Annotated in this window: 19 protein-coding genes; 9 read left to right on the top strand and 10 right to left on the bottom strand. The window is 61.3% G+C overall.

Annotation, left to right across the window (positions count from 1 at the left end; all coding sequences use genetic code 11):
- Positions 1-97 precede the first annotated feature (97 nt).
- From P0D84_RS31655 to garD, 6 genes are all read right to left on the bottom strand, one after another.
- Positions 98-1,450, bottom strand: a complete 1,353-nt coding sequence (locus P0D84_RS31655; protein ID WP_408343148.1) for a TRAP transporter large permease — start codon at positions 1,448-1,450, stop codon at positions 98-100.
- A 7-nt stretch (positions 1,451-1,457) separates the two neighbouring features.
- On the bottom strand, positions 1,458-1,928 hold the full coding sequence (locus P0D84_RS31660) for a TRAP transporter small permease (protein ID WP_408343150.1): 471 nt from the start codon (positions 1,926-1,928) through the stop codon (positions 1,458-1,460).
- 147 nt (positions 1,929-2,075) lie between these two features.
- Entirely contained in the window at positions 2,076-3,068 is a 993-nt protein-coding gene (locus P0D84_RS31665) for a TRAP transporter substrate-binding protein (protein ID WP_408343152.1), read from the bottom strand.
- A gap of 646 nt (positions 3,069-3,714) precedes the next feature.
- Complete coding sequence (locus P0D84_RS31670; RefSeq protein ID WP_408343154.1) at positions 3,715-4,656, bottom strand: SMP-30/gluconolactonase/LRE family protein; 942 nt, start codon at positions 4,654-4,656, stop codon at positions 3,715-3,717.
- Entirely contained in the window at positions 4,653-5,495 is an 843-nt protein-coding gene (locus P0D84_RS31675; protein ID WP_408343156.1) for an NAD-dependent epimerase/dehydratase family protein, read from the bottom strand. The genes P0D84_RS31670 and P0D84_RS31675 overlap by 4 nt, the downstream gene beginning before the upstream one ends.
- Before the next feature lie 74 nt (positions 5,496-5,569).
- Positions 5,570-7,159, bottom strand: a complete 1,590-nt coding sequence (gene garD, locus P0D84_RS31680; protein WP_408343158.1) for a galactarate dehydratase — start codon at positions 7,157-7,159, stop codon at positions 5,570-5,572.
- Between the two features lie 214 nt (positions 7,160-7,373).
- Here garD and kdgD point away from each other — a divergent pair, with 214 nt between their 5' ends.
- The 3 genes from kdgD (at position 7,374) to P0D84_RS31695 (ending at position 10,768) form a co-directional block, all read left to right on the top strand.
- Positions 7,374-8,291, top strand: coding sequence for a 5-dehydro-4-deoxyglucarate dehydratase (gene kdgD, locus P0D84_RS31685; RefSeq protein WP_105509632.1), 918 nt, complete (start codon positions 7,374-7,376; stop codon positions 8,289-8,291).
- Positions 8,292-8,433: 142 nt separating this feature from the next.
- Positions 8,434-9,786, top strand: coding sequence for an MFS transporter (locus P0D84_RS31690; protein ID WP_408343160.1), 1,353 nt, complete (start codon positions 8,434-8,436; stop codon positions 9,784-9,786).
- Positions 9,787-10,024: 238 nt separating this feature from the next.
- Positions 10,025-10,768 (top strand): FadR/GntR family transcriptional regulator, encoded by a 744-nt coding sequence (locus P0D84_RS31695; protein ID WP_408343162.1) that lies wholly within the window; start codon positions 10,025-10,027, stop codon positions 10,766-10,768.
- Positions 10,769-10,914: 146 nt separating this feature from the next.
- On the opposite strand, the gene P0D84_RS31700 is transcribed toward P0D84_RS31695, so the two are convergent.
- On the bottom strand, positions 10,915-12,498 hold the full coding sequence (locus tag P0D84_RS31700; RefSeq protein WP_408343164.1) for an aldehyde dehydrogenase (NADP(+)): 1,584 nt from the start codon (positions 12,496-12,498) through the stop codon (positions 10,915-10,917).
- A 219-nt stretch (positions 12,499-12,717) separates the two neighbouring features.
- On the opposite strand from P0D84_RS31700, the gene garL reads away from it, so the two are divergent.
- The 3 genes from garL (at position 12,718) to P0D84_RS31715 (ending at position 16,746) form a co-directional block, all read left to right on the top strand.
- Positions 12,718-13,518, top strand: coding sequence for a 2-dehydro-3-deoxyglucarate aldolase (gene garL, locus P0D84_RS31705; protein WP_408343166.1), 801 nt, complete (start codon positions 12,718-12,720; stop codon positions 13,516-13,518).
- Positions 13,519-13,529: 11 nt separating this feature from the next.
- Positions 13,530-14,444, top strand: coding sequence for a 2-hydroxy-3-oxopropionate reductase (locus P0D84_RS31710; RefSeq protein ID WP_408343168.1), 915 nt, complete (start codon positions 13,530-13,532; stop codon positions 14,442-14,444).
- A 274-nt stretch (positions 14,445-14,718) separates the two neighbouring features.
- Positions 14,719-16,746 carry a glycoside hydrolase family 28 protein gene (locus tag P0D84_RS31715; RefSeq protein WP_408343170.1) on the top strand — a complete coding sequence of 676 codons (2,028 nt, stop codon included), beginning with the start codon at positions 14,719-14,721 and terminating at the stop codon, positions 16,744-16,746.
- An 87-nt stretch (positions 16,747-16,833) separates the two neighbouring features.
- Here P0D84_RS31715 and P0D84_RS31720 read toward each other — a convergent pair whose 3' ends face one another.
- The 3 genes from P0D84_RS31720 to P0D84_RS31730 form a co-directional block, all read right to left on the bottom strand.
- Positions 16,834-18,126: an MFS transporter gene (locus P0D84_RS31720; protein ID WP_408343172.1), complete on the bottom strand. Its 1,293-nt coding sequence runs from the start codon at positions 18,124-18,126 to the stop codon at positions 16,834-16,836.
- Positions 18,127-18,156: 30 nt separating this feature from the next.
- The gene (locus tag P0D84_RS31725; RefSeq protein ID WP_408343174.1) at positions 18,157-18,969 is read right to left on the bottom strand and encodes an NAD-dependent epimerase/dehydratase family protein; all 813 of its coding nucleotides are present in this window, start codon (positions 18,967-18,969) and stop codon (positions 18,157-18,159) included.
- 359 nt (positions 18,970-19,328) lie between these two features.
- The gene (locus P0D84_RS31730) at positions 19,329-20,150 is read right to left on the bottom strand and encodes an alpha/beta fold hydrolase (protein ID WP_408343176.1); all 822 of its coding nucleotides are present in this window, start codon (positions 20,148-20,150) and stop codon (positions 19,329-19,331) included.
- A 715-nt stretch (positions 20,151-20,865) separates the two neighbouring features.
- On the opposite strand from P0D84_RS31730, the gene P0D84_RS31735 reads away from it, so the two are divergent.
- From P0D84_RS31735 to P0D84_RS31745, 3 genes are all read left to right on the top strand, one after another.
- Positions 20,866-21,198: a type II toxin-antitoxin system RelE/ParE family toxin gene (locus P0D84_RS31735; protein ID WP_408343178.1), complete on the top strand. Its 333-nt coding sequence runs from the start codon at positions 20,866-20,868 to the stop codon at positions 21,196-21,198.
- Positions 21,185-21,472, top strand: a complete 288-nt coding sequence (locus P0D84_RS31740; protein ID WP_408343180.1) for a helix-turn-helix domain-containing protein — start codon at positions 21,185-21,187, stop codon at positions 21,470-21,472. The genes P0D84_RS31735 and P0D84_RS31740 overlap by 14 nt, the downstream gene beginning before the upstream one ends.
- 456 nt (positions 21,473-21,928) lie before the next feature.
- Complete coding sequence (locus P0D84_RS31745; RefSeq protein WP_408343182.1) at positions 21,929-23,341, top strand: cytochrome ubiquinol oxidase subunit I; 1,413 nt, start codon at positions 21,929-21,931, stop codon at positions 23,339-23,341.
- The last annotated feature ends 13 nt before the right edge of the window (positions 23,342-23,354 follow it).

The raw sequence follows: 23,354 nt of genomic DNA on the forward strand, positions 1-23,354 counted from the left end.
GCTTTGAAACAGTGACACGCGGGTCACCATGCTGATCACGCTGACCCGTTCTTCATGTCTGGCAGTGCCTCACCAGCGCTAACTCTTGATCAAACGTTCAAAACACCGGGTGGCCATTGATCAGACTCGGCAACCACGTCGAAAACATCGGCACGTACGTCACAATATTGATCGCGCTGAAGATCGCCAGGTAATACGGCCACGCCACCTTGGTGGTTTCGCCGATGGAAACATTGCCGATCGCGCAACCAATGAACTGCACCGAACCGATCGGCGGATGCACGAGGCCCAATGAACAATTCAGCAGAATCATGATCCCGAACTGCACCGGGCCAACGCCGGCGTGCATCGCCATCGGCAGGAACAATGGCGTGGTGATCAGGATGTGCGCGGCCATGTCGACGAACGTGCCGAGGAAAATCTGGATGACGTTGATGTAAAGCAGCATCAGCCAGGGCAGGCTCGTCGCACCGTCAAGCATGTGTTCGATCGCGTCGGGAATCTCCAGATACGCCATCTGGAAACGCAGCATGTTCGACACGCCGATCAGCAGCAGTACGACGCCGGTGGTTTTAGCCGCCTTCCCAAGCGCATGAGCAAGCTTCTTCATCGTCATCGTGCGATAGACGACGATGGTCAACACCAGCGAATAAGCCACGGCAATGGCTGCTGCTTCCGTCGCTGTGGCAATCCCTCTCGACACGCAGACCAGGATGATCGCAATCACCATCAAGCCGGGCAATGCGCCGAGGAACGTGCGGGCCACCGCGAGCCAGCCGGGAAAGCGCTGCAATTCGGTCGAACCGTCAGCACTGCGCGGATAACCGTACTTGACCGCTTGCCAGTACGCAGCAATGAGCACGAAACCCATCACCCACAGAACCGGCAACAGACCAGAAAACAACAGATCGCCGATCGACACACCGCTCAGCTGCTGACCATTCAACGTCCCGGTGATGCCTTGGGCCGCGAAGGCGTAAATGATCATGTTCGTCGACGTAGGCATCAGCGCACCGGCCAATGACGAATGAGTCGTCACGTTGACCGCATAGGCCGCGCTATAGCCCTCGCGCTTCATCATCGGAATCACGACGCCACCCATGGCTGAGGTGTCTGCCGTCGGCGAACCGGACACGCCGCCGAACAAGGTGCACGCGACCACGTTGGCCATGCCGAGCCCACCGCGAAAATGACCCACGGTGGCCTGCGCGAAACGCAGGATGCGGTCGGCGATACCGCCGTGCAACATCAACTCGCCGGAGAATATGAAGAACGGGACCGCGAGGAACGAAAACGCGTTCATACCCGAAATCATCGACTGCATGGCGGTGGCCGCCGGCAATCCTTCATGCAGATAGGTCAGGACGCACGAGAGCCCCAGCGCGAACGAAACAGGAACCCCGAGTACGAGGAAAACGAGGAAGCTAACTGAGAGGATGGCAAGTTCCATGATTCTTCTATGTTTGTTTCCGTGCGAAAAGCCCGAGCAAGTTCTCGAATGAGAACAGAGCGATGCAGACACTGGCAACGATCGGAATGAGGTAACGAAGTGCTTCCGACAGACCCAGAATCGGAATCTTGTCGTTCATGGTCGTCTCCGCCATCTGCAGGCAGCCGAAGAAGATCGCCCCGGCCAGCACAATCAGGCAGAGATGCTGGAACGCATGCGCGACCACTTGAGCTTTCAGCGGCAATTTCTTGACGAATGAATCGAGCCCGATATGGCCGCCCTCTCGAACCTTGAGCGCTGCGCCGAACATGGCGATCACAATCACCAGCAAAAGGGCAATGGGCTCGACGAAATCCGGTGCATCGCTGAAGACATAGCGCATTACGACGCTATAAATCACCAACACGCATAGCACGGCAAGACTCACCGCCGCCACGACCACCAGTGCGCGGAAGAGAAAATCATTTGGGCGCTTCATGAATCGCATTGAACCCATCCTTGCATACAACGAACTTATTTTTAATCTTCAGGAATCCTGCTGACTATCGCCGGTGCAGGAAACCGCGCGGCGCGAAAGACCCGCAGCGCCTGCTGCAAGGCCTTTCGCTACCGCTCTACCGGCGAATTACTTGACTGCCTGAATTTCGTCGACGATCTGCTTCATTGCCGGCGTCTTCTCGTACTTCGCCCAGACCGGTTGCATCGCCTTCACGAAAGCCGGACGGTCGATCTGCGAGGCGGGGACGATCGTCGCGCCGCCCTTGATAACCGTCTTTGCCGCGTCGGCTTCGCGCGCGGTCCACAGCTTCTGGTAGTAAGGCACCGAGTCAGCCGCAGCCTTTTTGATAATGGTCTGCTCTTGCGGCGTCAGCGTGTCCCACACCTTCTTGGAGAACACCAGGACTTCCGGCGTCATTGAATGATCGGTTTCGGAATAGACCTGTGCGACTTCGAAGTGCTTGGTCTCTTCGTACGACGGTATGTTGTTTTCCGCGGCATCGACCAGACCCGTCTTCAGGCCCGTATAGACTTCGGCGAACGGCATCGGTGTCGGCGTGCCGCCCATCGCCTTGATTTCGTCGACCATCAGATCCGAAGGCTGCACGCGTACCTTGACGCCCTTCATGTCGGCCGGTGAATGGATCGCCTTCTTCGCATAGATCGAGCGCGCGCCGCTCTCATAGAACGTGAGCGCGATCATGCCCTTCGCCGTAAAGGCGTCGAGAATCTTCTGGCCTTCCGGACCGTACATGACCTTGCGGAATTGATCGATGTCGCGAAACAGGAACGGCAGCGACGGGATCATCGATTCAGGAACGATCTCGTTGAACGCAGCACCGTTGGCGCGCGCCATGTCCAGTGCGCCGATACGCACCTGATCGATCGTGTCGTTTTCGGAACCCAGCGCGCTGTTGCCGAAGACCTTTACGGAATCCTTGCCACCGGTTGCCTTGCTGATTTCGTCGCCCATGTACTTCACGGCCATGTTGGTCGGAAAGCTGTCGCTATGCACGTCCGCCACACGAAACACGCGGGCATGTGCCGACACGGTGCTGAACGCCAGCACGGAGGCCGCGACAATCATCGAAACACGGGAAGAGGCAAACTTCTTGTTCATCGTGACATTCCTTGAAAAATAGCAACCGATTGCGGAAGGCCGCTGACGGATGCTGCGACATGGTTTTTTAATGCGTCTCCCGGCTTCAAAAAAATGCCGCGCCTTTTTTCTCTGCCGTACGATTACCGCCCTTTCGGGCGGCGAGAGTACTAACGTGCTGGTCCCATGCAATGTCCCCGGCACAGATCCTCAGCACTCCTCTGGGACGACTCAACTTCTCTACTTCGACTACATCGGGATCGGTCTTAATGCGCAGGGAATATGCGCATTAAGAACCTCGCCTTAAGTCCAGCAATCTCGAAATTCACGGAAAGGAATTCGCCGTTGACTTATACGTTGTACGACGACATATGAAGTCTATAAAACACGTTCTATGTTGTACAGCCAGTATTTACCCGCAGGCTCGATGTATCGGTACGAGTGACCGGCGTGGCGTGGCGCAAAGGCTTACCGCAGCGGCAAGCAAACGACGCTGAGTCGTCGGGCAGGTGTCCGGACGCGCTGTTTTTCTTGATATAAGCGCCTCAAAATGTCGTCCCTACACCACAACGCAGAGAAACGTTGTACGACGAGTGATGAATCAAGCGACCATGGGGTCAATCGCGCCGGGTCTGACCCACCCCGGCGCGCCTGATGTGCTTATCGATTAGAGTTCGCCCGCGTATTCGGGCTCGGGCAGCCCGGTCACACCAGGGCGAACAGCAAAGAGATGGCCGTCGTGTTCGTTTGCGCCAGCGGCGGGACGAATCGACGTCACGAACAGCGTATCCAGATTGTTGCCGCCGAACGCGCACATCGCCGGCTTCACGGCCGGCACGGCAATCTGTCGGTCGAGCTTGCCTTGCGGCGTAAAGCGGAGCAACAGGCCCGCGTCGTTCGCGCAGATCCAGTAGCAGCCGTCTGCGTCCACCGCGGCACCGTCGGGACGCCCGGCGTAATCATGCAGATCAGCGAACACGCGCCGATTGCTCGGCTCGCCCGTTTCGGTGTCGTAATCGAAGGCCCAGATTTGCCTGCGCAGAGGATGCGAGTCCGACAGATACATCGTGGTCCCATCGGGCGACCACGCCAGACCGTTTTGCGTGATCAACGCGTCGACGACCGGCTGCGACAAGACGCCGTGCTCATCGAAGCGATAGAGCGCGCCGGCGGGATTCGCCGCCGCCATGTCCTGCACCATCGTGCCCGACCAGAAGCGTCCCTGCCGGTCGCAACGGCCGTCGTTGAAGCGCATATCGTCGAACGCGAAGACCGGCGCGGCGAGCTTCCTGCCGGTCACGGCCTGCGGTTCGGCGCTGGATGCACCCTTAGGCGTGCTTTCCGTTAGCGTGACCGCGAAAAGTCCCGTCTCGCAGCCCGCCAATACAGTGCCGCGGTTGTCGAACGCGAAGCAAGCCACTTTCTCCGGCAACACCCATTCAGACCGCTCTCCCGAACCGACCCGCAGCCGCACGATCTTCCGCGCCGGAATATCCACCCAGTAGAGCGCCTGTTCCGCCGCACGCCATACCGGACTCTCGCCGACCGATGCGGGCACCTGCCCCGCCGCTTCTACACGCTCCACGGGCGGGTGCGCCAGCGCGCTCATCGCTTCGGCTCCATCGGCCCGGTCAGTATGAAGGCGCCACCCTGGAAATGCTGGGCCGGGTCATCGAGCTCGGCGGTAGGCGCCGCGATGGGAAAGAGGTGCTCGAACTCGACCGAACTGTCCTGCGGACGAAAGCCGAGGAACGCGGCCTTGGTGTTATCCACCCACTTGGCCCGGTTATCCGACACGCCATAGACGATCGCGTGCCCGACCCGGTTGGTGAACAGCGAGCAGCGCACCAGTTCGATGAAGTCGCGAAAGCTCAGATAGGTGACGAGCATGCGCGGATTCTTCGGTTGTTCGAACGACGAGCCGATGCGCAGGCACACCGTCTCGAGACCAAAGCGGTCGAAGTAATAGCGCGACAGCGATTCGCCAAAGCACTTTGTCACGCCGTACAGGGTGTCGGGACGCGGCGGCGCGTCGATATCGAGCACCGACGTGGTCGGATGGAAACCCACCACATGATTCGAGCTCGCGTAGACGATGCGCTTGACGCCCTGCTTCTGCGCGGCCGAATAGAGGTTGTACAGGCCGCGAATATTCGCCTCGAGCAGATCTTCGAACGGCGCCTCGACGGATATGCCGCCGAGATGAACAACCGCATCCACGCCTTCGAGCAACGCGTGAACCGCGGCTTCATCCGCGAGATTCACGATCGAGGCTTCTTCATGCGTCGCCACGTCGCCCAGCGGCGCGATATCGCTGATGCGCACAACATCGGCCCACGCGGCGAGCGCACCGCGCAATTGCTGGCCGAGATTACCGGCGGCGCCGGTGAGCAGAAGACGGCGGAAGGGTTTCTTTGCCGCTGCGCGGTCAAGGTTCGAGTCAGTCATGTCTCAGTTCTTGTCTTGATGAATTTCAGCCACCGTCAGCACCACCATCAGCACTGCCGGCACTCGCAGCACGATCAGGTCACCGGCGCCGGATTGAACAACGTCAATGCGTTGTGGAGTTTGAGTTTCTCCGCGCAGGTCTCTTTACGTCCGCTTGCGACGTCGAGCATCAGGCGGAACAGCTCCCAACCCACGTCTTCGATCGTCGCCGCGCCGGTTGCAATGCTACCGGCGTCGATGTCCATCAGATCGTGCCAGCGGCGCGCGAGATCGGAGCGCGTCGCCACCTTGATGACGGGCACTTCCGCGAGGCTGTACGGCGTGCCGCGGCCCGTGGTGAACACATGCAGCGTGATGCCCGCCGCGACTTGCAGGGTGCCGCAGATGAAATCGCTGGCCGGCGTGGCCGCGTAAATCAGGCCCTTCTGCCTAACCTTTTCTCCCGGCGACAGCACGCCGGAGATCGCCGAGTTGCCCGACTTGATAATCGAGCCCATTGCCTTTTCAACGATGTTGGACAAGCCGCCTTTCTTGTTGCCAGGCGTGGTGTTGGCGCTACGGTCGGCACCGCCGCGCTTCAGATAATCGTCGTACCACTGCATCTCGCGGATGATCGCGGCAGCCACATCCGCGTTGGCCGCGCGCGCCGTCAGTTGATCGACGCCGTCGCGCACTTCGGTGACCTCGGAGAACATCACCGTCGCGCCGGCGCGCACCAGCAGATCGGTGGCGAAGCCCACTGCGGGATTCGCGGTCAGCCCGGAAAACGCGTCGCTGCCGCCGCATTGCACGCCGATCACCAGATCGGAGGCCGGACAGGTTTCGCGACGGCGGTTATTCAGCCGCTTCAGATGGCCGTCGGCCATTCTCATGATCGACTCGATCATCGACTGGAAGCCGACGTGCGAGTCGTCCTGAAGCACCACCACGCCGCCGTTCATGTCGGCCTCGATATCGCCAATGTCGGCGACTTCGGCGACATTCGCAGCCGCGGCAATCGGAATCGTGCCCGGCGGCATCAGACGTTCAGGCTGCAGCTTCTCGCAACCGAGGCTGACCATCATCACTTCGCCGCCGAAATTCGGATTCAGGCTGATGTTGCGTACCGTGCGGATCGGCACCATCGCGTCCGGCGCGTCGATCGCGACGCCGCAACCATAGGTGTGGCCGAGGCTCACCACGTCGTCGACGTTGGGATAATTCGGCAGCAGTTCGGCCTTGATGCGCGTGACCGCGTGCTGAACCACATCGGCCACGCATTGCACCGTGGTCGTAATGGCCAGAATGTTGCGCGAGCCCACCGAGCCGTCGGCATTGCGGTAGCCCTCGAACGTGAAACCTTCCAGCGGCGGCATCTCCGGCGGCTTGATGGTCGCGATCGGCAGATCTTCCAGTCCAGGCGGACTCGGCATGCGGATCACGTGCTCGTTGATCCAGCTGCCCTTCGGCAAGGCCTTGAGTGCGTAACCGATCACCACGTTATAGCGGATGACCTCGTCGCCTTCCGCAAGATCGGCCAACGCGACCTTGTGCCCCTGCGGGACACGTTCGCGCAAGGCGAGGCCATCGGGAAATACGGCGCCCTCACCCAGACCGCCGTCGTTGACGACGATCGCGACATTGTCATTGGGGTGAACGCGAATATAGAGGGGGGGTTGTTCCATTACATCGATCCTTATGGCGGTTTCAGGCGTGGTGCGCCGACCATTCATACGTCATCCTACAACATGGGAAAGCGCTCAGACGTTCCGTATTTACCCTATGGCGTGCATTATGCCGCGAAAACACCGTTGAGTTAGTCAATTTGTTGTTGTACGATGACGTATAAGAAATCTCCATTTCTACAATTTCACTCTATCGCCGCCCTGGATACTCATCATGACGACACCGCAGGAACTTAAGCAGATCGTTTCGGAAGGCCTTCTATCCTTCCCCGTTACCGACTTCGACGAACAAGGCGATTTCCGCGCCGATACCTATGCCGAGCGCCTCGAGTGGCTTGCGCCTTACGGTGCTTCGGCACTGTTCGTCGCCGGCGGTACGGGCGAGTTCTTCTCGCTCACGCATGACGACTACTCGAACGTCGTGCGCACCGCCGCTGAAGTCTGCAAGGGCAAGGTGCCGATTCTCGCCGGCGCCGGCGGCCCGACCCGCGTGGCGATCGCGTATGCAAAGGAAGCCGAACGTCACGGCGCGAACGGCATCCTGCTGATGCCGCACTACCTGACCGAAGCCTGCCAGGAAGGCATCGCGGCCCACGCGGAAGAAGTTTGCAAGTCCGTGCCGAACATGGGCGTGATCATTTACAACCGCGCGAATTCCAAGCTTAACGCGGACATGCTCGAAGGGCTGGCCGAGCGCTGCCCGAACCTGATCGGTTTCAAGGACGGCGTGGGCGAGATCGAGAACATGGTGACGATCCGCCGCCGCCTGGGCGACCGTTTCTCGTACCTCGGCGGCCTGCCGACCGCTGAAGTCTATGCCGCGGCCTACAAGGCGCTGGGCGTGCCGGTGTATTCGTCGGCTGTGTTCAACTTCATTCCGAAGACCGCGATGGACTTCTACCGCGCGATTGCCGCGGACGACCACGCCACCGTCGGCAAGCTGATCGACGAATTCTTCCTGCCGTATCTGGCGATCCGCAATCGTCGCGCGGGCTACGCGGTCAGCATCGTCAAGGCCGGTGCGAAGCTGGTCGGCCACAGCGCGGGTCCGGTACGCGCGCCGCTGACCGATCTGACCGAAGAAGAAATGGCCAAGCTCGACGCGCTCATCAAGACGCTCGGCCCGCAGTAAAGCAGCACGGCGCCACGCCGCGCGAGCCTGACCGAAGCTGGACGCGCCTGGCTCGCGCACACGGCACCGCAAAGAGCGCCCGGGACGGCAACGTCGCCGGGCGTTTTTTTAGGGCGCTTGCATAAAAATTCAGGAGATCACGATGGAAATGAGCCGCACTGCGAGCCCCGCCCACGTCGCAAAGCGCACTAAAGTCCGCTACGCGATTCTGCTGCTGATCTTTCTGATCACGACGTTCAATTACGCGGACCGCGCCACGCTCTCGATAACCGGATCCGCGATGCGCGCCGAATTCGGCCTCGACGCGATCCGGATGGGCTACATCTTCTCGGCGTTCAGCTGGGCCTATGTTCTGGCGCAACTGCCGGCGGGCTGGCTGCTCGACCGTTTCGGCGCGCGGCGCGTCTACGCGGCGAGCATTTTCCTGTGGTCGCTGTTTACGCTGCTGCAAAGCTCGATCGGTCTCCTCGGCAGCGCAGGCGCCGCCGTCGCCGCGCTGTTCGTGCTGCGCTTCGCGATGGGCGCGGCCGAATCGCCGGCGTTTCCGGCCAATGCCAAGGTCGTCGCCAGTTGGTTTCCCACCAACGAACGCGGCACCGCGTCCGCTATCTTCAATGCCGCGCAATACTTCGCGGCGGTCATCTTCACGCCGCTGATGGCATGGCTCACTCATGCGTTCGGCTGGCACATGGTGTACCTCGTGATGGGCGCGGCCGGACTGCTGCTCGCCCTCACCTGGCTGAAGGTGATGAAGAACCCCGCCGATCATCCGCGTGTCTCGCGCGCCGAACTCGACTACATCGAACAGGGCGGCGGCGTGGTGAACGGGCACAAGCAAGTCGGACGGGCTGAAGACATCGCCAGCGCCGGCGGCTGGTCGCTGGTGCGTCAACTGCTGGGTAACCGCATGCTGCTCGGCGTCTATCTCGCGCAGTACTGCATCAACGTGCTGACCTACTTCTTCCTGACCTGGTTTCCGATCTACCTCGTGCAGGCGCGCGGCATGACGATTCTGCAAGCGGGCCTGGTGGCATCGCTGCCGGCGATTTGCGGATTCTCCGGCGGCGTGCTCGGCGGCATTTTGTCCGATGGGATGATCCGGCGCGGCCACTCGCTCACGATTGCACGCAAGGTGCCGATTGTCGGCGGCATGCTGCTGTCGGTGTGCATCATCGGCTGCAATTACGTGTCGACCGACTGGATCGTCGTCGCGCTGATGTCGCTCGCGTTCTTCGGCAAAGGCATCGGGGCGCTCGGCTGGGCCGTCGTGGCGGATACGTCGCCGAAGGAGGCGTTAGGTTTGTCGGGGGCCATCTTCAATATGTTCGGCAATGTCGCCGGCATCGTGACGCCGATCGTGATCGGCTACCTCGTCGCGAAGTCCGGGTCGTTCAACGGCGCACTGGTTTTCGTCGGCCTGAATGCCCTGCTGACGGTGTTCAGCTACCTCGTGATCGTGAAGGACATCAAGCGGGTCGAACTGCGCCGGGGCTGACTAACGGGCTGACTACCGGGCTGACTACCGGGGCGAGTTAAAGGGGCAGTTATCGTACTTCCCCGGGGCTCCGGCGAAACAACGCTGCTTGTCCGCCAGGCGCCTGAAACCGGGCCTCGAAGCCAGGGCTCTTGCCGATGCCCAAAATGATTTGGCGTTTATATAATCAGTCGTCAGACGACGGTATAATGAATCGCAGGGAAGTATCTGCAACTATCTGATTTAAGGGGCGTTTTCGATGGCTACACCACTGGCATCCGCGGTACCGCCACGACGCGCGCGCAATCTTGCCGAGTTTGTCGTCAGCTACGTCAGCGAGCAAATTGCGTCTAACGCCTTGAAGCCAGGCGACAAACTGCCGACCGAATCGCAGCTGATGGTCACGCTGAGCGTGAGCCGCACCGTCATCCGCGAGGCGATTTCGCGCCTGCAGGCGGGCAAAATCATCGAGACGCGCCACGGCATCGGCAGCTTCGTGCTGGAACCGCCGCGCGAAAAGCTGGGTATCGACATGGTGCCCGCCACCACCTTGCGCGACGTGCTGTCGATCCTCGAGTTGCGCATCAGCCTCGAAACAGAATGCGCGGGTCTCGCGGCGCAACGGGCCAAAGCAGACGACCTGGCGCGCATGCGCACCGCGCTCGACGCGATCGAAGCCACCCGCCACAATGGCCTGGATAGCGTCGATGCCGATCTGCAGTTCCATATCTCCGTCGCGCGCGCAACGGGCAACCGTTATTTCGTCGACATCCTCACGCAAATGGGCAGCGCACTGATTCCGCGCAACCGGCTCGATTCGGCAGGGATCGCGCATGCGGAGCCCGACGCGTATCTGTCGCTCGTCAATCTGGAGCACGAAAGCATTCTCGAGGCGATCACGCGGCACGACGCGGAAGGCGCGCGCGCGGCGATGCGCATGCACCTGTCCAATAGCCGCGAACGGCTGCGGCGCGCGAACGAAGCCGTTGAAGCGAATAGCTAGCGGCGAATAGCTGGCGCCTGAAGTGAATCGCTGATTCTTTGCGCTGAGCAACCCCTGATTCATCACGCTGGACGCAAAAATGGCCGGGATATCCCGGCCATTTTTTATTTCACGCGGCGCCCGCTTGGGCGCCGCTCACGCACCGCTTAGCTGCGTGTGATCTCGCCATCACGACGACGCCACAGGTCCAGCGGATTGCTGTCGCTCAGCGCCTCGGGCAGCAGATCAGCCGGGAAATCCTGATAGCACACCGGGCGCAGGAAACGCTCGATCGAGGTCGTGCCCACCGACGTCGCCCGGCTATCGGACGTGGCCGGGAACGGGCCGCCGTGTACCATCGCGTGCGAAACCTCGACGCCGGTCGGGAAACCATTGACCAGAATCCGCCCGGCCTTGCGCTCGAGGATCGGCACCAGCTTCTTCGCCGCCACCAGATCCGCGCTGTCCATCTGCACCGTCGCGGTCAGCTGACCGTCAAAGTGCTCGGCGACCGCGAGCATTTCCTGCTCGTCCTTGCAACGCACGATGGTCGACGCAGGCCCGAACACCTCGTCCTCCAGCGCCGGCGTAGCCAGGAAGGTCTGCGCATCGGTCACGAACAACGCCGCGCGCGCTTGCGTGGGGCCCGTCGCGCCAATGCCTTGCGCAACCGTTTCGACACCCTTGGTTGCCGCCAGTTTGCCCTCGCCGTCTTCATAGGCGGCGTGGATGCCGGCCGTCAGCATGGTCTGGGCGGCCTTGCCGCTCAGCGCCTCGGACGCCGTTGCAACGAAGCCTTTGAGCGCGTCGCTGTCGATCGCGATCGCGAGACCCGGGTTGGTACAGAACTGCCCCGCGCCGAGCACCAGCGAATCCACGAAGCCGCGCGCGATGCTCTCGCCGCGTTGCGACAGCGCATTCGACAGGAGGAATACCGGGTTGATGCTGCTCATTTCCGCGTAGACTGGAATCGGCTCGGCGCGGGCGGCTGCCACGCGCATCAGCGACGTGCCGCCTGCGCGCGAACCCGTGAAACCGACCGCCTTGATCGCCGGATGCGCGACCAGTGCTTCACCGACCGAATTGCCGGCGCCGACGATCATCGAGAACACGCCTTCAGGCAGGTCCATGTCCCGCGCGACCTGCTGAATCGCACGGCCGACCATCTCCGAGGTGCCCAGATGCGCGCGATGCGCCTTCACCACCACCGGGCAACCCGCCGCCAGCGCCGCAGCGGTGTCGCCGCCTGCCACCGAAAACGCGAGCGGGAAATTGCTGGCGCCGAACACGGCGACCGGCCCCAGCGGAATCTTTTGCATCCGCAGGTCGGAACGCGGCAGCGGCTTGCGCTCGGGCAACGGCGAATCGAGCGTTGCCGCGAGCCATTGGCCGGCGCGTACGACTTGCGCGAACAGTTTGAGCTGCCCTGTCGTGCGGCCGCGCTCGCCTTCGAGGCGCGCCTTCGGCAGGCCGGATTCTTCGTGCGCGCGTTGGATCAGCGCGTCGCCGAGCGCCGTGATGCCGTCCGCGATACGCTCGAGAAACTCGGCGCGCACCGTGAGGGGCAGCGCGCGATACGGGTCGAACGCTTTCTGGGCAAGCTCGCACGCGAGCTCGACGTTCGCCACCGAGCCACTGCCGAACACCGGCTCGGCGATGTCGGATCCCGTGGCCGGATTGAACGCACGCAGTGGTTTTTCCTCGCCGCGCACCGCTTTGTGACCGATCAGCATTTCGCCGGTAATAGACATTTCGCTTTCCTTGAATGGACGTCTCAGATATAGGTCATCCTACAACACCGCGAGGCCCTCGCGCAACCTGAAACCCCTGCTCCAAGAGGAATTCGGGTTTACGTGGCCGTTACAACCTGCGGAGCGGATGGTAATCTGCGGCAAGATGTACGACGACCTATAACAAACAATTTAGCAGCCGCAGCTTTCCCGGATAACGCAGCTCGAGGAGACATCCCCATGACAGCCGTCGCGCCTTACCAACCTTTACCCAATAGCTTTCGCCGGGCCGTGTGCGGCGGCGAAACTCTGATCGGCTGCTGGGTCTCGCTCGCCAGTCCGATTGCCACCGAACTGCTCGGCGTCGTCGGCTTCGACTGGATGCTGCTGGATGCCGAACACGCACCAAACGACGTCCTGACACTGATCCCCCAATTGATGGCGCTCAAGGACAGCCCGAGCGCGCCTGTGGTGCGGCCGCCCGCCAACGACAGCGTGTTCATCAAGCGGCTCCTCGATAGTGGCTTCTCGAATTTTCTGGTGCCGTTCATCGAGAGCGCCGAAGACGCGGCCCGCGCCGTCGCCGCGACGCGCTACCCGCCGCAGGGCATCCGCGGCGTGTCGGTGAGTCACCGGGGCAATCGCTATGGCACGGTCTCCGACTACTTCGACATCGCTAATGACAACGTCTGCGTCATCGTGCAGATTGAAAGCCGCAAGGCCGTCGACAATATCGACGAGATTCTTGCCGTGGATGGCATCGATGCCGTGTTCGTCGGCCCGTCCGATCTCGCGGCTTCCTACGGCCACCTTGGCAACCCGAATCATCCCGACGTACAACAGGCGATTGCGCGCATCTTCGAGCGCGCCCAGGCCGCCGGCAAGCCGAGCGGCATTCTCGCGCCCGTGCAGGCCGACGCGGAGCGCTATCTCTCCATGGGTTGCCGCGTCATCGCGGTCTGTGCGGACATGGGGCTGCTGAAAGCCGGCGCGCTGGCGGTTCAAAAACACTTCATGCAGAAACAGGCGGACCCGAAGTAAACACGGTCGCCATGACATCTCCGGAGGATTCCATGCAAAAAGCAGGCTTTATCGGACTCGGCATCATGGGTAAGCCCATGGCCGCCAACCTTCTCAAGAACGGCGTCGCGCTCGCGGCGTTTACGCGCAGCGGCGTGCCCGACGATCTCACCCAGGCCGGCGCGCTCGCGTGCGACAGCCCCGCCGCTGTGGCCGCGCAGGCCGACGTGATCTTCATCATGGTGCCGGATACGCCGGACGTCGAACGTGTGCTGTTTGGCGAACAAGGCCTCGCCGACGCCTTGCGCCCCGGACAAACCGTGGTCGACATGAGCTCGATTTCGCCGATGGCCACGCGCGAGTTCGCGGCCCGCGTGCGTGAGCGCGGCGCGGACTATCTGGACGCACCGGTTTCGGGTGGCGAGGTCGGCGCCAAGGCCGGTTCGCTGACCATCATGGTGGGCGGCGAAACCGCGACCTTCGAGCGCGTCAAGCCGCTCTTCGACATGATGGGCAAGAACGTCACCTTGATCGGTGATGTCGGCGCCGGCCAGGTGTGCAAGGTCGCCAATCAGGTGATCGTCGCGGCGACGATCGAGGCGGTCGGCGAAGCGTTGCTGCTCGCCTCCAAAGCCGGCGTCGATCCGGCGCGCGTGCGCGAAGCGCTGATGGGCGGTTTTGCCTCCTCGCGCATTCTCGAAGTGCACGGTGAACGGATGACGAAACGCACTTTCGATCCAGGCTTCCGGATCGAGCTTCACCAGAAGGATCTGAATCTCGCGCTTTCGACGGCGCAGGCGCTTGGTGTTTCCTTGCCGAATACGGCCACCTGCCAGGCGCTCTTCAACGCCTGCGTGGCACATGGCGGCAAGGCATGGGATCACTCCGCCATGGTGCGCGCGCTCGAAATACTCGCCAATCACGAAATCGGTCAGCAGACCGACTAAACCCGCAGGCCCTGCACCAGCCGCCGTTCCACCAGTCTTATGCAGATAGGGAAGATGGAGCGGCGCATCCGCGCGTTCGCGACCTGAGCGAGCGGGCCTCAACGGCAACAGCTTCACGCTCTGCCGTAGCGCTACATCTCAAATATTACGGATAACTTACTACTTGGGAGGCTGTTTCGATATGCACCGCTTATTCAGGCATCGGATTGACGAACCGCGTCCCATCGAGTTCTGACGATCACTCACAACGCCCGCAATGGGCAAGGAGACATCCGTGGCAACCAAAGATAAAAATCGCGGCACCCTGGCAACATCGAGAATCCCCGGTCAGGACGAACCGAATTCACCTAAACGCAGGGCATTTATCGTGCTCGCAGGAACCTCCGCGGGCGCAACCATGCTGGGCGGTCTGTCCGCCTGCGGCGGGTCCGTCAATGCTCCCGCCGCGACGCCACCGGTCACGCCGCCGGTGGTGCAAGACCCGATCTGGGGCACCTCGGGCGCCGCAACGCAGATCATCGCGTCGCTGCAAAACATCACGCAGGCAATGTTCCCGGCGCGCGACTTTGTGGTGACCCAGTACGGCGCAGCACCTTGTGCGGTCATCGCCGCGGCCAATCCCTACACAGGTTCGTCATCGCCCACGAGCCCCGGCTCGACGCAAACCAATGCGGCAAACGCGCCCGACGCAAGGCCTGCGTTTCTAGCCGCGATCCAGGCATGCAATGCGGCCGGCGGCGGCCGCGTGGTCGTGCCGGCCGGCACCTGGTATTGCGCGGGGCCGATCGTCCTGCTCAGCAATGTTAACTTCCATCTGAGCGCGAACTGCACGATCTATTTCAGCCCGAATCCGGCAGACTATGCGAAGGACGGCCCGGTCAACTGCGGCGCGAACGGCAACCTCTTCTACAGCCGCTGGCAGGCGAACGACTGCCTCAACTACGGCTCTCCGGTCTACGCGCGCAATCAGACCAACATCGCGCTGACCGGCGAAGACGCCACCTCGATTCTCAACGGCCAGGCAATGACGCCGTTCGCCGGAACCGGCAACACCAGCACCTGCTGGTGGACCTACAAGGGATCGAACGGGGCGTACGGCTGCGTGAATTCGTCGACACCTTCGCAGGCCTACATCAATCCGAAGAACGTCGACCTCAGAAGTGCCGCGCCCGGTATTTCCGACGCGCTCTATGCGCTGCTGACCAGCCCCGCAACACCTTGGCAAGAGGATCAGAACTACCTGCCCGCCCTGTCCGAAGCAGGCGTGCCGATCGCGCAACGGATTTTCGGCATCGGACATTATCTGCGTCCGTGCATGGTCGAGTTTATTGGCTGCACCAACGTGCTGATGGAGAACTATCACACCAATAACACGCCGTTCTGGCAGCACCATCCGACCGATTGCACGAACGTCGTGATTCGCGGCGTGATGGCCGACAGCATCGGCCCGAATAACGATGGATTCGATCCGGACGCGTGCAACAACGTGCTCTGCGACAGCGTCACGTTCAATACCGGCGACGATTGCATCGCGATCAAGTCCGGCAAGGACCTCGATACGGAGTATGGTCCCGCGCAAAATCACGTGATCCAGAACTGCACGATGAACAGCGGCCACGGCGGCATCACGCTCGGCAGCGAAATGGGCGGCGGCGTGCAGAACATCTATGCGCGCAATCTGCAGATGTTGAATCAGAATTGGGCCACCAATCCGCTGAACATCGCGATCCGTATCAAGACGAATATGAATCGCGGCGGCTTCGTGAAGAACTTCTATGTCGATACGGTCACGCTGCCCAACGGTGTCAATCTGAAAGGCGGCGGCTACGGCAGCGCGTTTCTGAGCGGCAGTCCGATCAATGGCACGGTGCCGGTGGGCGTCGTCACTGCGACGGCGGGCAATCCTTCCGCGTCGCAGGGCGGCCTGATCACGTTCGACTGCGACTATCAGCCGGCTAACGATGCGAATCGCACTCGCCCCGCGGTCATACAGAACGTGAACATTTCCAATGTGCAGGCAAGCAACGTCACGCTCAACGGGGTGACGGGTTCATGTTTCCAGGCGATCGTGGCTCAGGGGCCCGTCGCCTTCGACTACAACGGTCCCGCCCCGACCCCGACCATTCCGCCGATCAGTGGCGTTACGATCTCGAACTGCAACCTGGGAACAGCGGTCAGCGCCGGACCCGCAAGCGCGACGACGCCAGGGCCGATCTATGCCTACAACGTCAATGGAATCACGTTGAAAAACGTGATCATCGGTTCGACGACTTACAACACGACGGTCGTCGATCAGCGTTAAGCGGGAGCTAAAAAAAATGGCGGTGCCCCAAGTGGACACCGCCATTTTCACTACCCGGCGCGCTTCACTGCCGGATCAGACCACAGCTTACTTTACGACAGCACTCGCTGCCCCCCAATGCGGCTCGGGAATTTTGTCGGTGCTTTTTGCCAGCAGACACACCACCGCAGCCGCGACGATATCGAACACAGCCAGCACCACAAACAACGGGCTGTAGCCGATCTGCGTGACCAGCACGCCGAACAGCGCCGTGAACGCCGCCGCGCCGAGATAACCCGCCATGCCGCCCATGCCCGTGGCGGTGGCAACTTCGTTCTTGCCGAACATGTCGGAGGTGATCGCGTACAGCGCACCCGACAAGGTCTGGTGTGCAAAGCCGCCGACGCACAGCAGCGCGACGGCCGCGTAAGGACTCGCCACCAGGCCGACACAGGCGGGCCCGATCATGCAGAGCGCGCCGACGACAAAGACCATCTTGCGCGACGTGAACAGCGACACCTTCGCGTACTTATGAAACAGCGGGCTGAGGTAGCCACCGAGCACACAGCCGATATCCGCCGCCAGAAAAGGCATCCACGCGAACATCGCGATTTCCTTCAGGTTCATATGACGCTCGGTCATCATGTACAGCGGAATCCACGCGTTGAAGGTCTGCCAGGCCGGCTCGGAAAGAATCCGCGGAATGCCGATGGCCCAGAAGTCGCGGCTGCCGAGCATGGCAGCCCAACTGCGTTTGACCACGCCGGCTTCGCTGTGCTTCGCCTCCTGTCCGCTGAGGATGTAGTCGCGCTCAGCGTCGCCCAGCAGCTTCTGATTGCGCGGGTGCTTGTAAAGCAGCATCCACAACGTGCTCCAGACAATCCCCGCCACGCCGACGATCAGGAAAGCCCATTGCCAGCGACCGTGCAACAACGCCCAAACGACCAGCGGCGGCGCCACCAGCGCGCCGATGGACGAGCCGATATTGAACCAGCCGATCGCGACGGAACGCTCCTTGGCCGGGAACCACTCGCTCGTCGCCTTGACGCCGGCCGGGATGCCCGCTGCTTCGGCCATACCGAGCACGCCGCGAAAGAACGCAAGGCTGCGCCAGCCCGTCGACCATGCCGCCGCGGCACAGGCCAGCGACCAGGCCAGCGCGAACGCCGCAAAGCCGATCTTGGTGCCGACGGTGTCGAGCACATAGCCCGCGACCGGCTGCATGAATGCATAGCAAAGTTGCCAGGCCACCACGACGTGCGAATACTGCAAGGTCGTGATGCCGAGTTCCTTCATCAGCGTTGGCGCCGCCACCGACAACGTATTGCGCGCGAGGTAATTGATGATGATCCCGGCCGCGACCAGGCTGACCATCCACCAGCGGATGCCCTTGATTTTCATGACTACGTTTCCTCGTATTTCCTAGGCCGATCAGAACGGCCGGCCCGCAGTGTCGTCGCGCGAGTAATCGATGCCGACGAAGCTGCCGCCCTGGTAGCGCTGACCCAAGGCATCGAGCGGATTCGGCCGCGCCAGAATTTCCTCGGCGTAGACCTCGGCGTCCTGCGTCGGTCGATAACCCAAACGCTCGGCACCGCTGTTGTCCCACCAGTTGCGCTTATTGGCCGACACACCCCACACGGTGATGAACCCGACGTCCTCTGCTTCGACACAGCGGTCGAGGAAGTGCAGCAGGTCGCGATGACCGAACCAGGTGCTCAGGTGTCTTTGTTCGGTGGGCCGTTCAAGGCAACTGCCGATCCGCACGCAAATACTCTCGATGCCATGCTTATCCCAATACAGGCGCGCGAGTGCTTCGCCCCATACCTTGCTCAGGCCGTAGAAACCGTCCGGGCGCAGCGCGCAGTCGAGACTGAGATGTTCGGTGACCGGATACATGCCGATCGCATGGTTGGAGCTCGCGAACACCACGCGCCGAACGCCTTGCCGGCGCGCGCCTTCGTACACCTCAACCAGTGCGCGCAGATTGTTGTCGATGATTTCCGGCAGAGGCCGCTCCACGCTCGTACCCGCGAAATGAATCAGCACGTCGACGCCCTCCAGCAGACGATCGACGATGGCGGGGTCGCGCAGGTCGCCGTGCATCACGTCCTCGCCTTCCACCAGCGGGACCAGGGCCTTGGATCCCGCGGCGGAACGCAAGGGGATCCCGCGTGCGATCAACGCCGCGCGTACTACCGAGCCGAGCTGGCCGCCGGCTCCACTCAGGGCAATCTTCTTCATAAGGTTCCTTTACAGCGCCGCGCGCGATGAGAGCCGGAGGACGACTAGCAGTTAAGCCGTAGCGGCAAACGGACCAGGATTGGTCATATAGTTGTACGATAACGTACTATCAACGATGACGGAGCCGATTTCAACTAGGCAATTACCCGTAGGCCCACGCACCTTCCGGAAAATTGTCTTTAATAAACAGACGTATGCGCTGCGTATTATTATGCGACGTCATACAACTAAACGTGTAAATTGAGGGTCAATAACCATCTCGACTTCCGGGGTTTCGGTGTTGCGGCCAAACGCGCGACACACGTGGCGCGGCCGGCGCAGGGCAATCGCCCCGCGCCGCCGCACGTTACGTCAGCGCATTACGAGCCGATGAATTCCAGCAGATCGGCATTCACCTTGTCCGCCTCGACCGTGCACATGCCATGCGCGCCGCCTGGGTAGACCTTGAGCGTGGCGTTCTTCACGATCTTCGCCGTCTTGCGGCCTGCCGCGTCGATCGGCACGATCTGGTCGTCGTCGCCATGCAGGACCAGAGTCGGCACGTCGATCTTCTTCAGGTCTTCTGTGTAGTCGACTTCGGAGAACTGCTTGATGCAGTCGTACAAGCCTTTGATCGAACCGACCATGCCTTGCGCCCAGAACGAATCGATCACGCCTTGCGACAGCTTCGCGTTCGGACGGTTGTAGCCGTAAAAGGGCAGCGCCAGATCCTTGAAGAACTGCGAACGATCCGCCTCGACACCCTTGCGAATGCCGTCGAACACGTCGATCGGCGTGCCTTCAGGATTGCCCTCTGTCTTGAGCATCAGCGGCGGTACCGCGCCGATCAGCACAGCCTTCGCCACGCGTTTCGTACCGTGGCGGCCGATGTAATGCGCGACTTCGCCGCCACCGGTCGAATGGCCGACCAGGGTGGCGTCCTGCAGGTCGAGGTGGTCAATCAGCGCCGCGAGATCGTCGGCGTAGGTATCCATGTCGTTGCCGTCCCATGTCTGCGCCGAACGGCCATGACCGCGCCGGTCGTGCGCGATCACGCGAAACCCTTTGTTGCCGAGGAACAGCATCTGCGCATCCCACGCGTCCGCGGACAACGGCCAGCCGTGTGAGAAGACAACCGGGCGGCCCTTGCCCCAGTCTTTGTAGAAGATTTCCGTACCGTCTTTCGTGGTGATCGTGCTCATCTGCTGACTCCTTTGGATGAAGTCTGCCGTTGCCGGCAGGGGGATGAAGCGTGCCTCTCAAACCATTCGGGCGGCACAAGCCGTGCCGCCGGACGAAAACCGCTCAATCGCGGATGCAGGACGAACTCGACGCGCATTCAGGCAGAACATGGGAGAAAACGTAATCGGTCGATGCGCGATGAGGCGCTCATTCAAGCGCGGCACGGTGCGCAACACGCTTTGATGACGGACTCACGAAGAACCGAATCGGTTCACGCGCTATTCGAAATGACGATCAGGAATGAACGCTCGGATGGGATGCAGCGCTCGCCCGTTTCGGGCCCGCGGCGTGCCGATATAAACCGCTGTTAGCTGCTTTGCATGGTAGAAGCAAACTAGTCGGATGGCTAGCTAACCGGCTAATAGAAAGTCGGCGCGAACGGCGTTATTGTCGGTTGTTGGCGAGTGGACCCGGTCCGCCGCGTCGCTTCAATCAACCCGCGCAAAAGGAGACCTCCGCCGTGCCGCGCCCGATATCGCGTCCCGCACGACCCACCCAGCCGAACACCTAGTTGCGCCTATGCCGTCGTAACCGTACATCGCGGTCCTGCTTTCGCCCTCTTCCCGTCGTTCGATTCCAAGCCTCGCAACGCCTCCGGTTTTTGCTGATCAGCAGCAACCACCACCAAGGATGTCTGCTTGCGCGTTAATAACATATTTGTTATCATCAATTCCAATGGCATTTACGATCGGTTTCTACAACGAAAAGGTCAAAGTGAACGTTGCCTCCTTGCCGAAAACGCTGCTTGCACGCTTTATTGCGTTGGCCGATCGCATGGAGGAATACGGTCCGAATCTCGGCGAACCGCACACCGCGTCAATGGGGGGCGGTTTGTTCGAGATGCGCCTCAAAGGTGCCGAGGGCATTGCCAGAGTGTTCTACTGCGCGATAGTGCAACGGAAAATCGTCATGCTTCACTCTTTCGTGAAGAAGTCGCAACAAACGCCGCGTAACGAACTGGACGTGGCGCGCAAAAGACTGCTGGAGATCAGAAATGGCAACTTATAAGGCAATGCGCGAACGGGCGCTCGCCGATCCCGAAGTACGCGCCGAATACGAGCGGTTGAACCGCGAAGAGTTCGCACTCCTTGACCAGATGCTCGCCGCTCGTCGCGACGCCGGCTTGACACAAGCGCAGGTCGCGGAGCGCATGGGCACCAAAGCGCCGGCCATCACCCGGCTCGAACGGGCGCTTGCTTCGGGGCAGCACTCGCCTTCTGTCGATACGCTGCGCCGATACGCGGCTGCGTGTGGCAAGCAACTGTTTATCTCGATCGCATAGCCAGCGTGGCCGGGACTTAACCCGCCACGCGTCGGTTATTCCTGCTGTTCCTGCGCTTCGATCAAGGCGGGTGCGTGCATCGCATCCGTCAATGGAAAGTCGCTCGGCTGACCTTAGCAGTTGAGAACCCCGGCGCTCCTATCAAGCGCCGTCCTCACGCGGCGTTGCGCCTTCGGTTAGCTACGCTGCAGCGCGGTGGATTGCCGCAGTTCTGCCCGATCCGCGCAAGTTGGACGCAAAGACATACTCAGGAAAACTTGATACCTATCAAGGCTTTGCCGTCTCAAAATCGAAAATAGCCGTAAAACAACGCGGTTTTTTGACGCACCTTGCGTCGCAGCAAAAAAATCTCCCTTCCCCTACTCTTGCGCCATCTGCCCAGCGCAGTGCGCACCGACAACGGTCGACGCGCGTAGTCCGCCTTCGGGCCCGACGCATCTAAAGCACTTCACGCTCATGAACTCCGCTCTATCGGCCTTTGATCTCGCCCGCATGCAGTTTGCGTTCACCGTCTCGTTTCACATCGTTTTTCCGGCGCTCAGCATCGGCCTCGCCAGCTTCATCGCCGTCCTCGAATGGCGTTGGCTGAAAACCGGCAAGGCGTACTACAAAGATCTTTGCCTGTTCTGGTCAAAGATCTTCGCAGTCGCCTTCGGTATGGGCGTCGTTTCCGGTGTCGTGATGAGTTATCAGTTCGGCACCAACTGGTCGGGCTTCTCCAAATTCGCCGGGCCGATCACCGGACCGCTGCTGATGTACGAGGTCATGACCGCGTTCTTCCTCGAAGCGGGCTTCCTCGGCATCATGCTGTTCGGCTGGCAGCGCGTGAGTCCGCGCGCCCACTTCGGCGCGACGCTGATGGTGGCGATCGGCACGTTGATCTCGACCTTCTGGATCCTCGCGTCCAATAGCTGGATGCAAACGCCGCAAGGCTTTGAAGTCGTCGATGGCCATGTCGTACCGCTCGACTGGTTCAAGATCATTTTCAATCCGTCGTTTCCGTACCGGCTCGCGCATATGGCACTGGCGGCCTTCATCGTCGCGGGGCTGGTGGTGTCGGCGGTGGGCGCATGGCATCTGCTGCGCGGACGGCGCGATCCGGCCGTCAAGAAGATGTTCTCGATGGCGCTCTGGCTGCTGCTGATCCTCACGCCGATCCAGGCATTCGTCGGCGATCAGCATGGTTTGAACACGCGCAAGTATCAGCCGGCCAAGATCGCCGCGATCGAAGGTCTGTGGGAAACCGAGAAAGGCGGCACGGCACTGAATCTGTTTGGCATTCCTGATATGCAAGCGGAGACCACGCGTTATGCCGTATCGATTCCGCACCTCGGCAGCCTGATCCTCACGCATAGCTGGGACGGCGAGATTCGCGGCCTGAAGGAATTCCCGCCGCAAGACCGGCCCGACTCGACGGTGGTGTTCTGGAGCTTTCGCATCATGGCCGGGCTCGGCGTGCTGATGATCCTGATGTCTCTCACCGCATGGGCGCTGCGCCGCCGCGAACGGCTGTTCGAAGCAAAGTGGTTTCAACGGCTCGCCGTGGCAATGGGTCCGACGGGCTTCATTACGCTGCTGGCGGGTTGGGTCACCACTGAAGCAGGCCGTCAGCCGTGGGTGGTGTACGGCGTGATGCGCACCTCGCAGGCGGTATCGCCGCTCACCACGCAGCAGGTCGGCATCTCGCTGATGGCGTTCGTGGTCGTCTACTTCCTTGTGTTCAGTACCGGCATCTACTACATGCTCAAACTGATGCGCTCGGGTCCGCCGCTGCCGGGACAGACGCCGGACGGTGTGCCCGAGCACACGCCGAATCGGACCGCGCGCCGCCCGCTGTCCGCCGCCGATCACATGATCGACGCCGCCTAACCTGACTGTTTGC

It is taken from the genome of Paraburkholderia sp. RL17-337-BIB-A, assembly GCF_046025895.1.
Classification (GTDB): Bacteria; Pseudomonadota; Gammaproteobacteria; order Burkholderiales; family Burkholderiaceae; genus Paraburkholderia; species Paraburkholderia fungorum_C.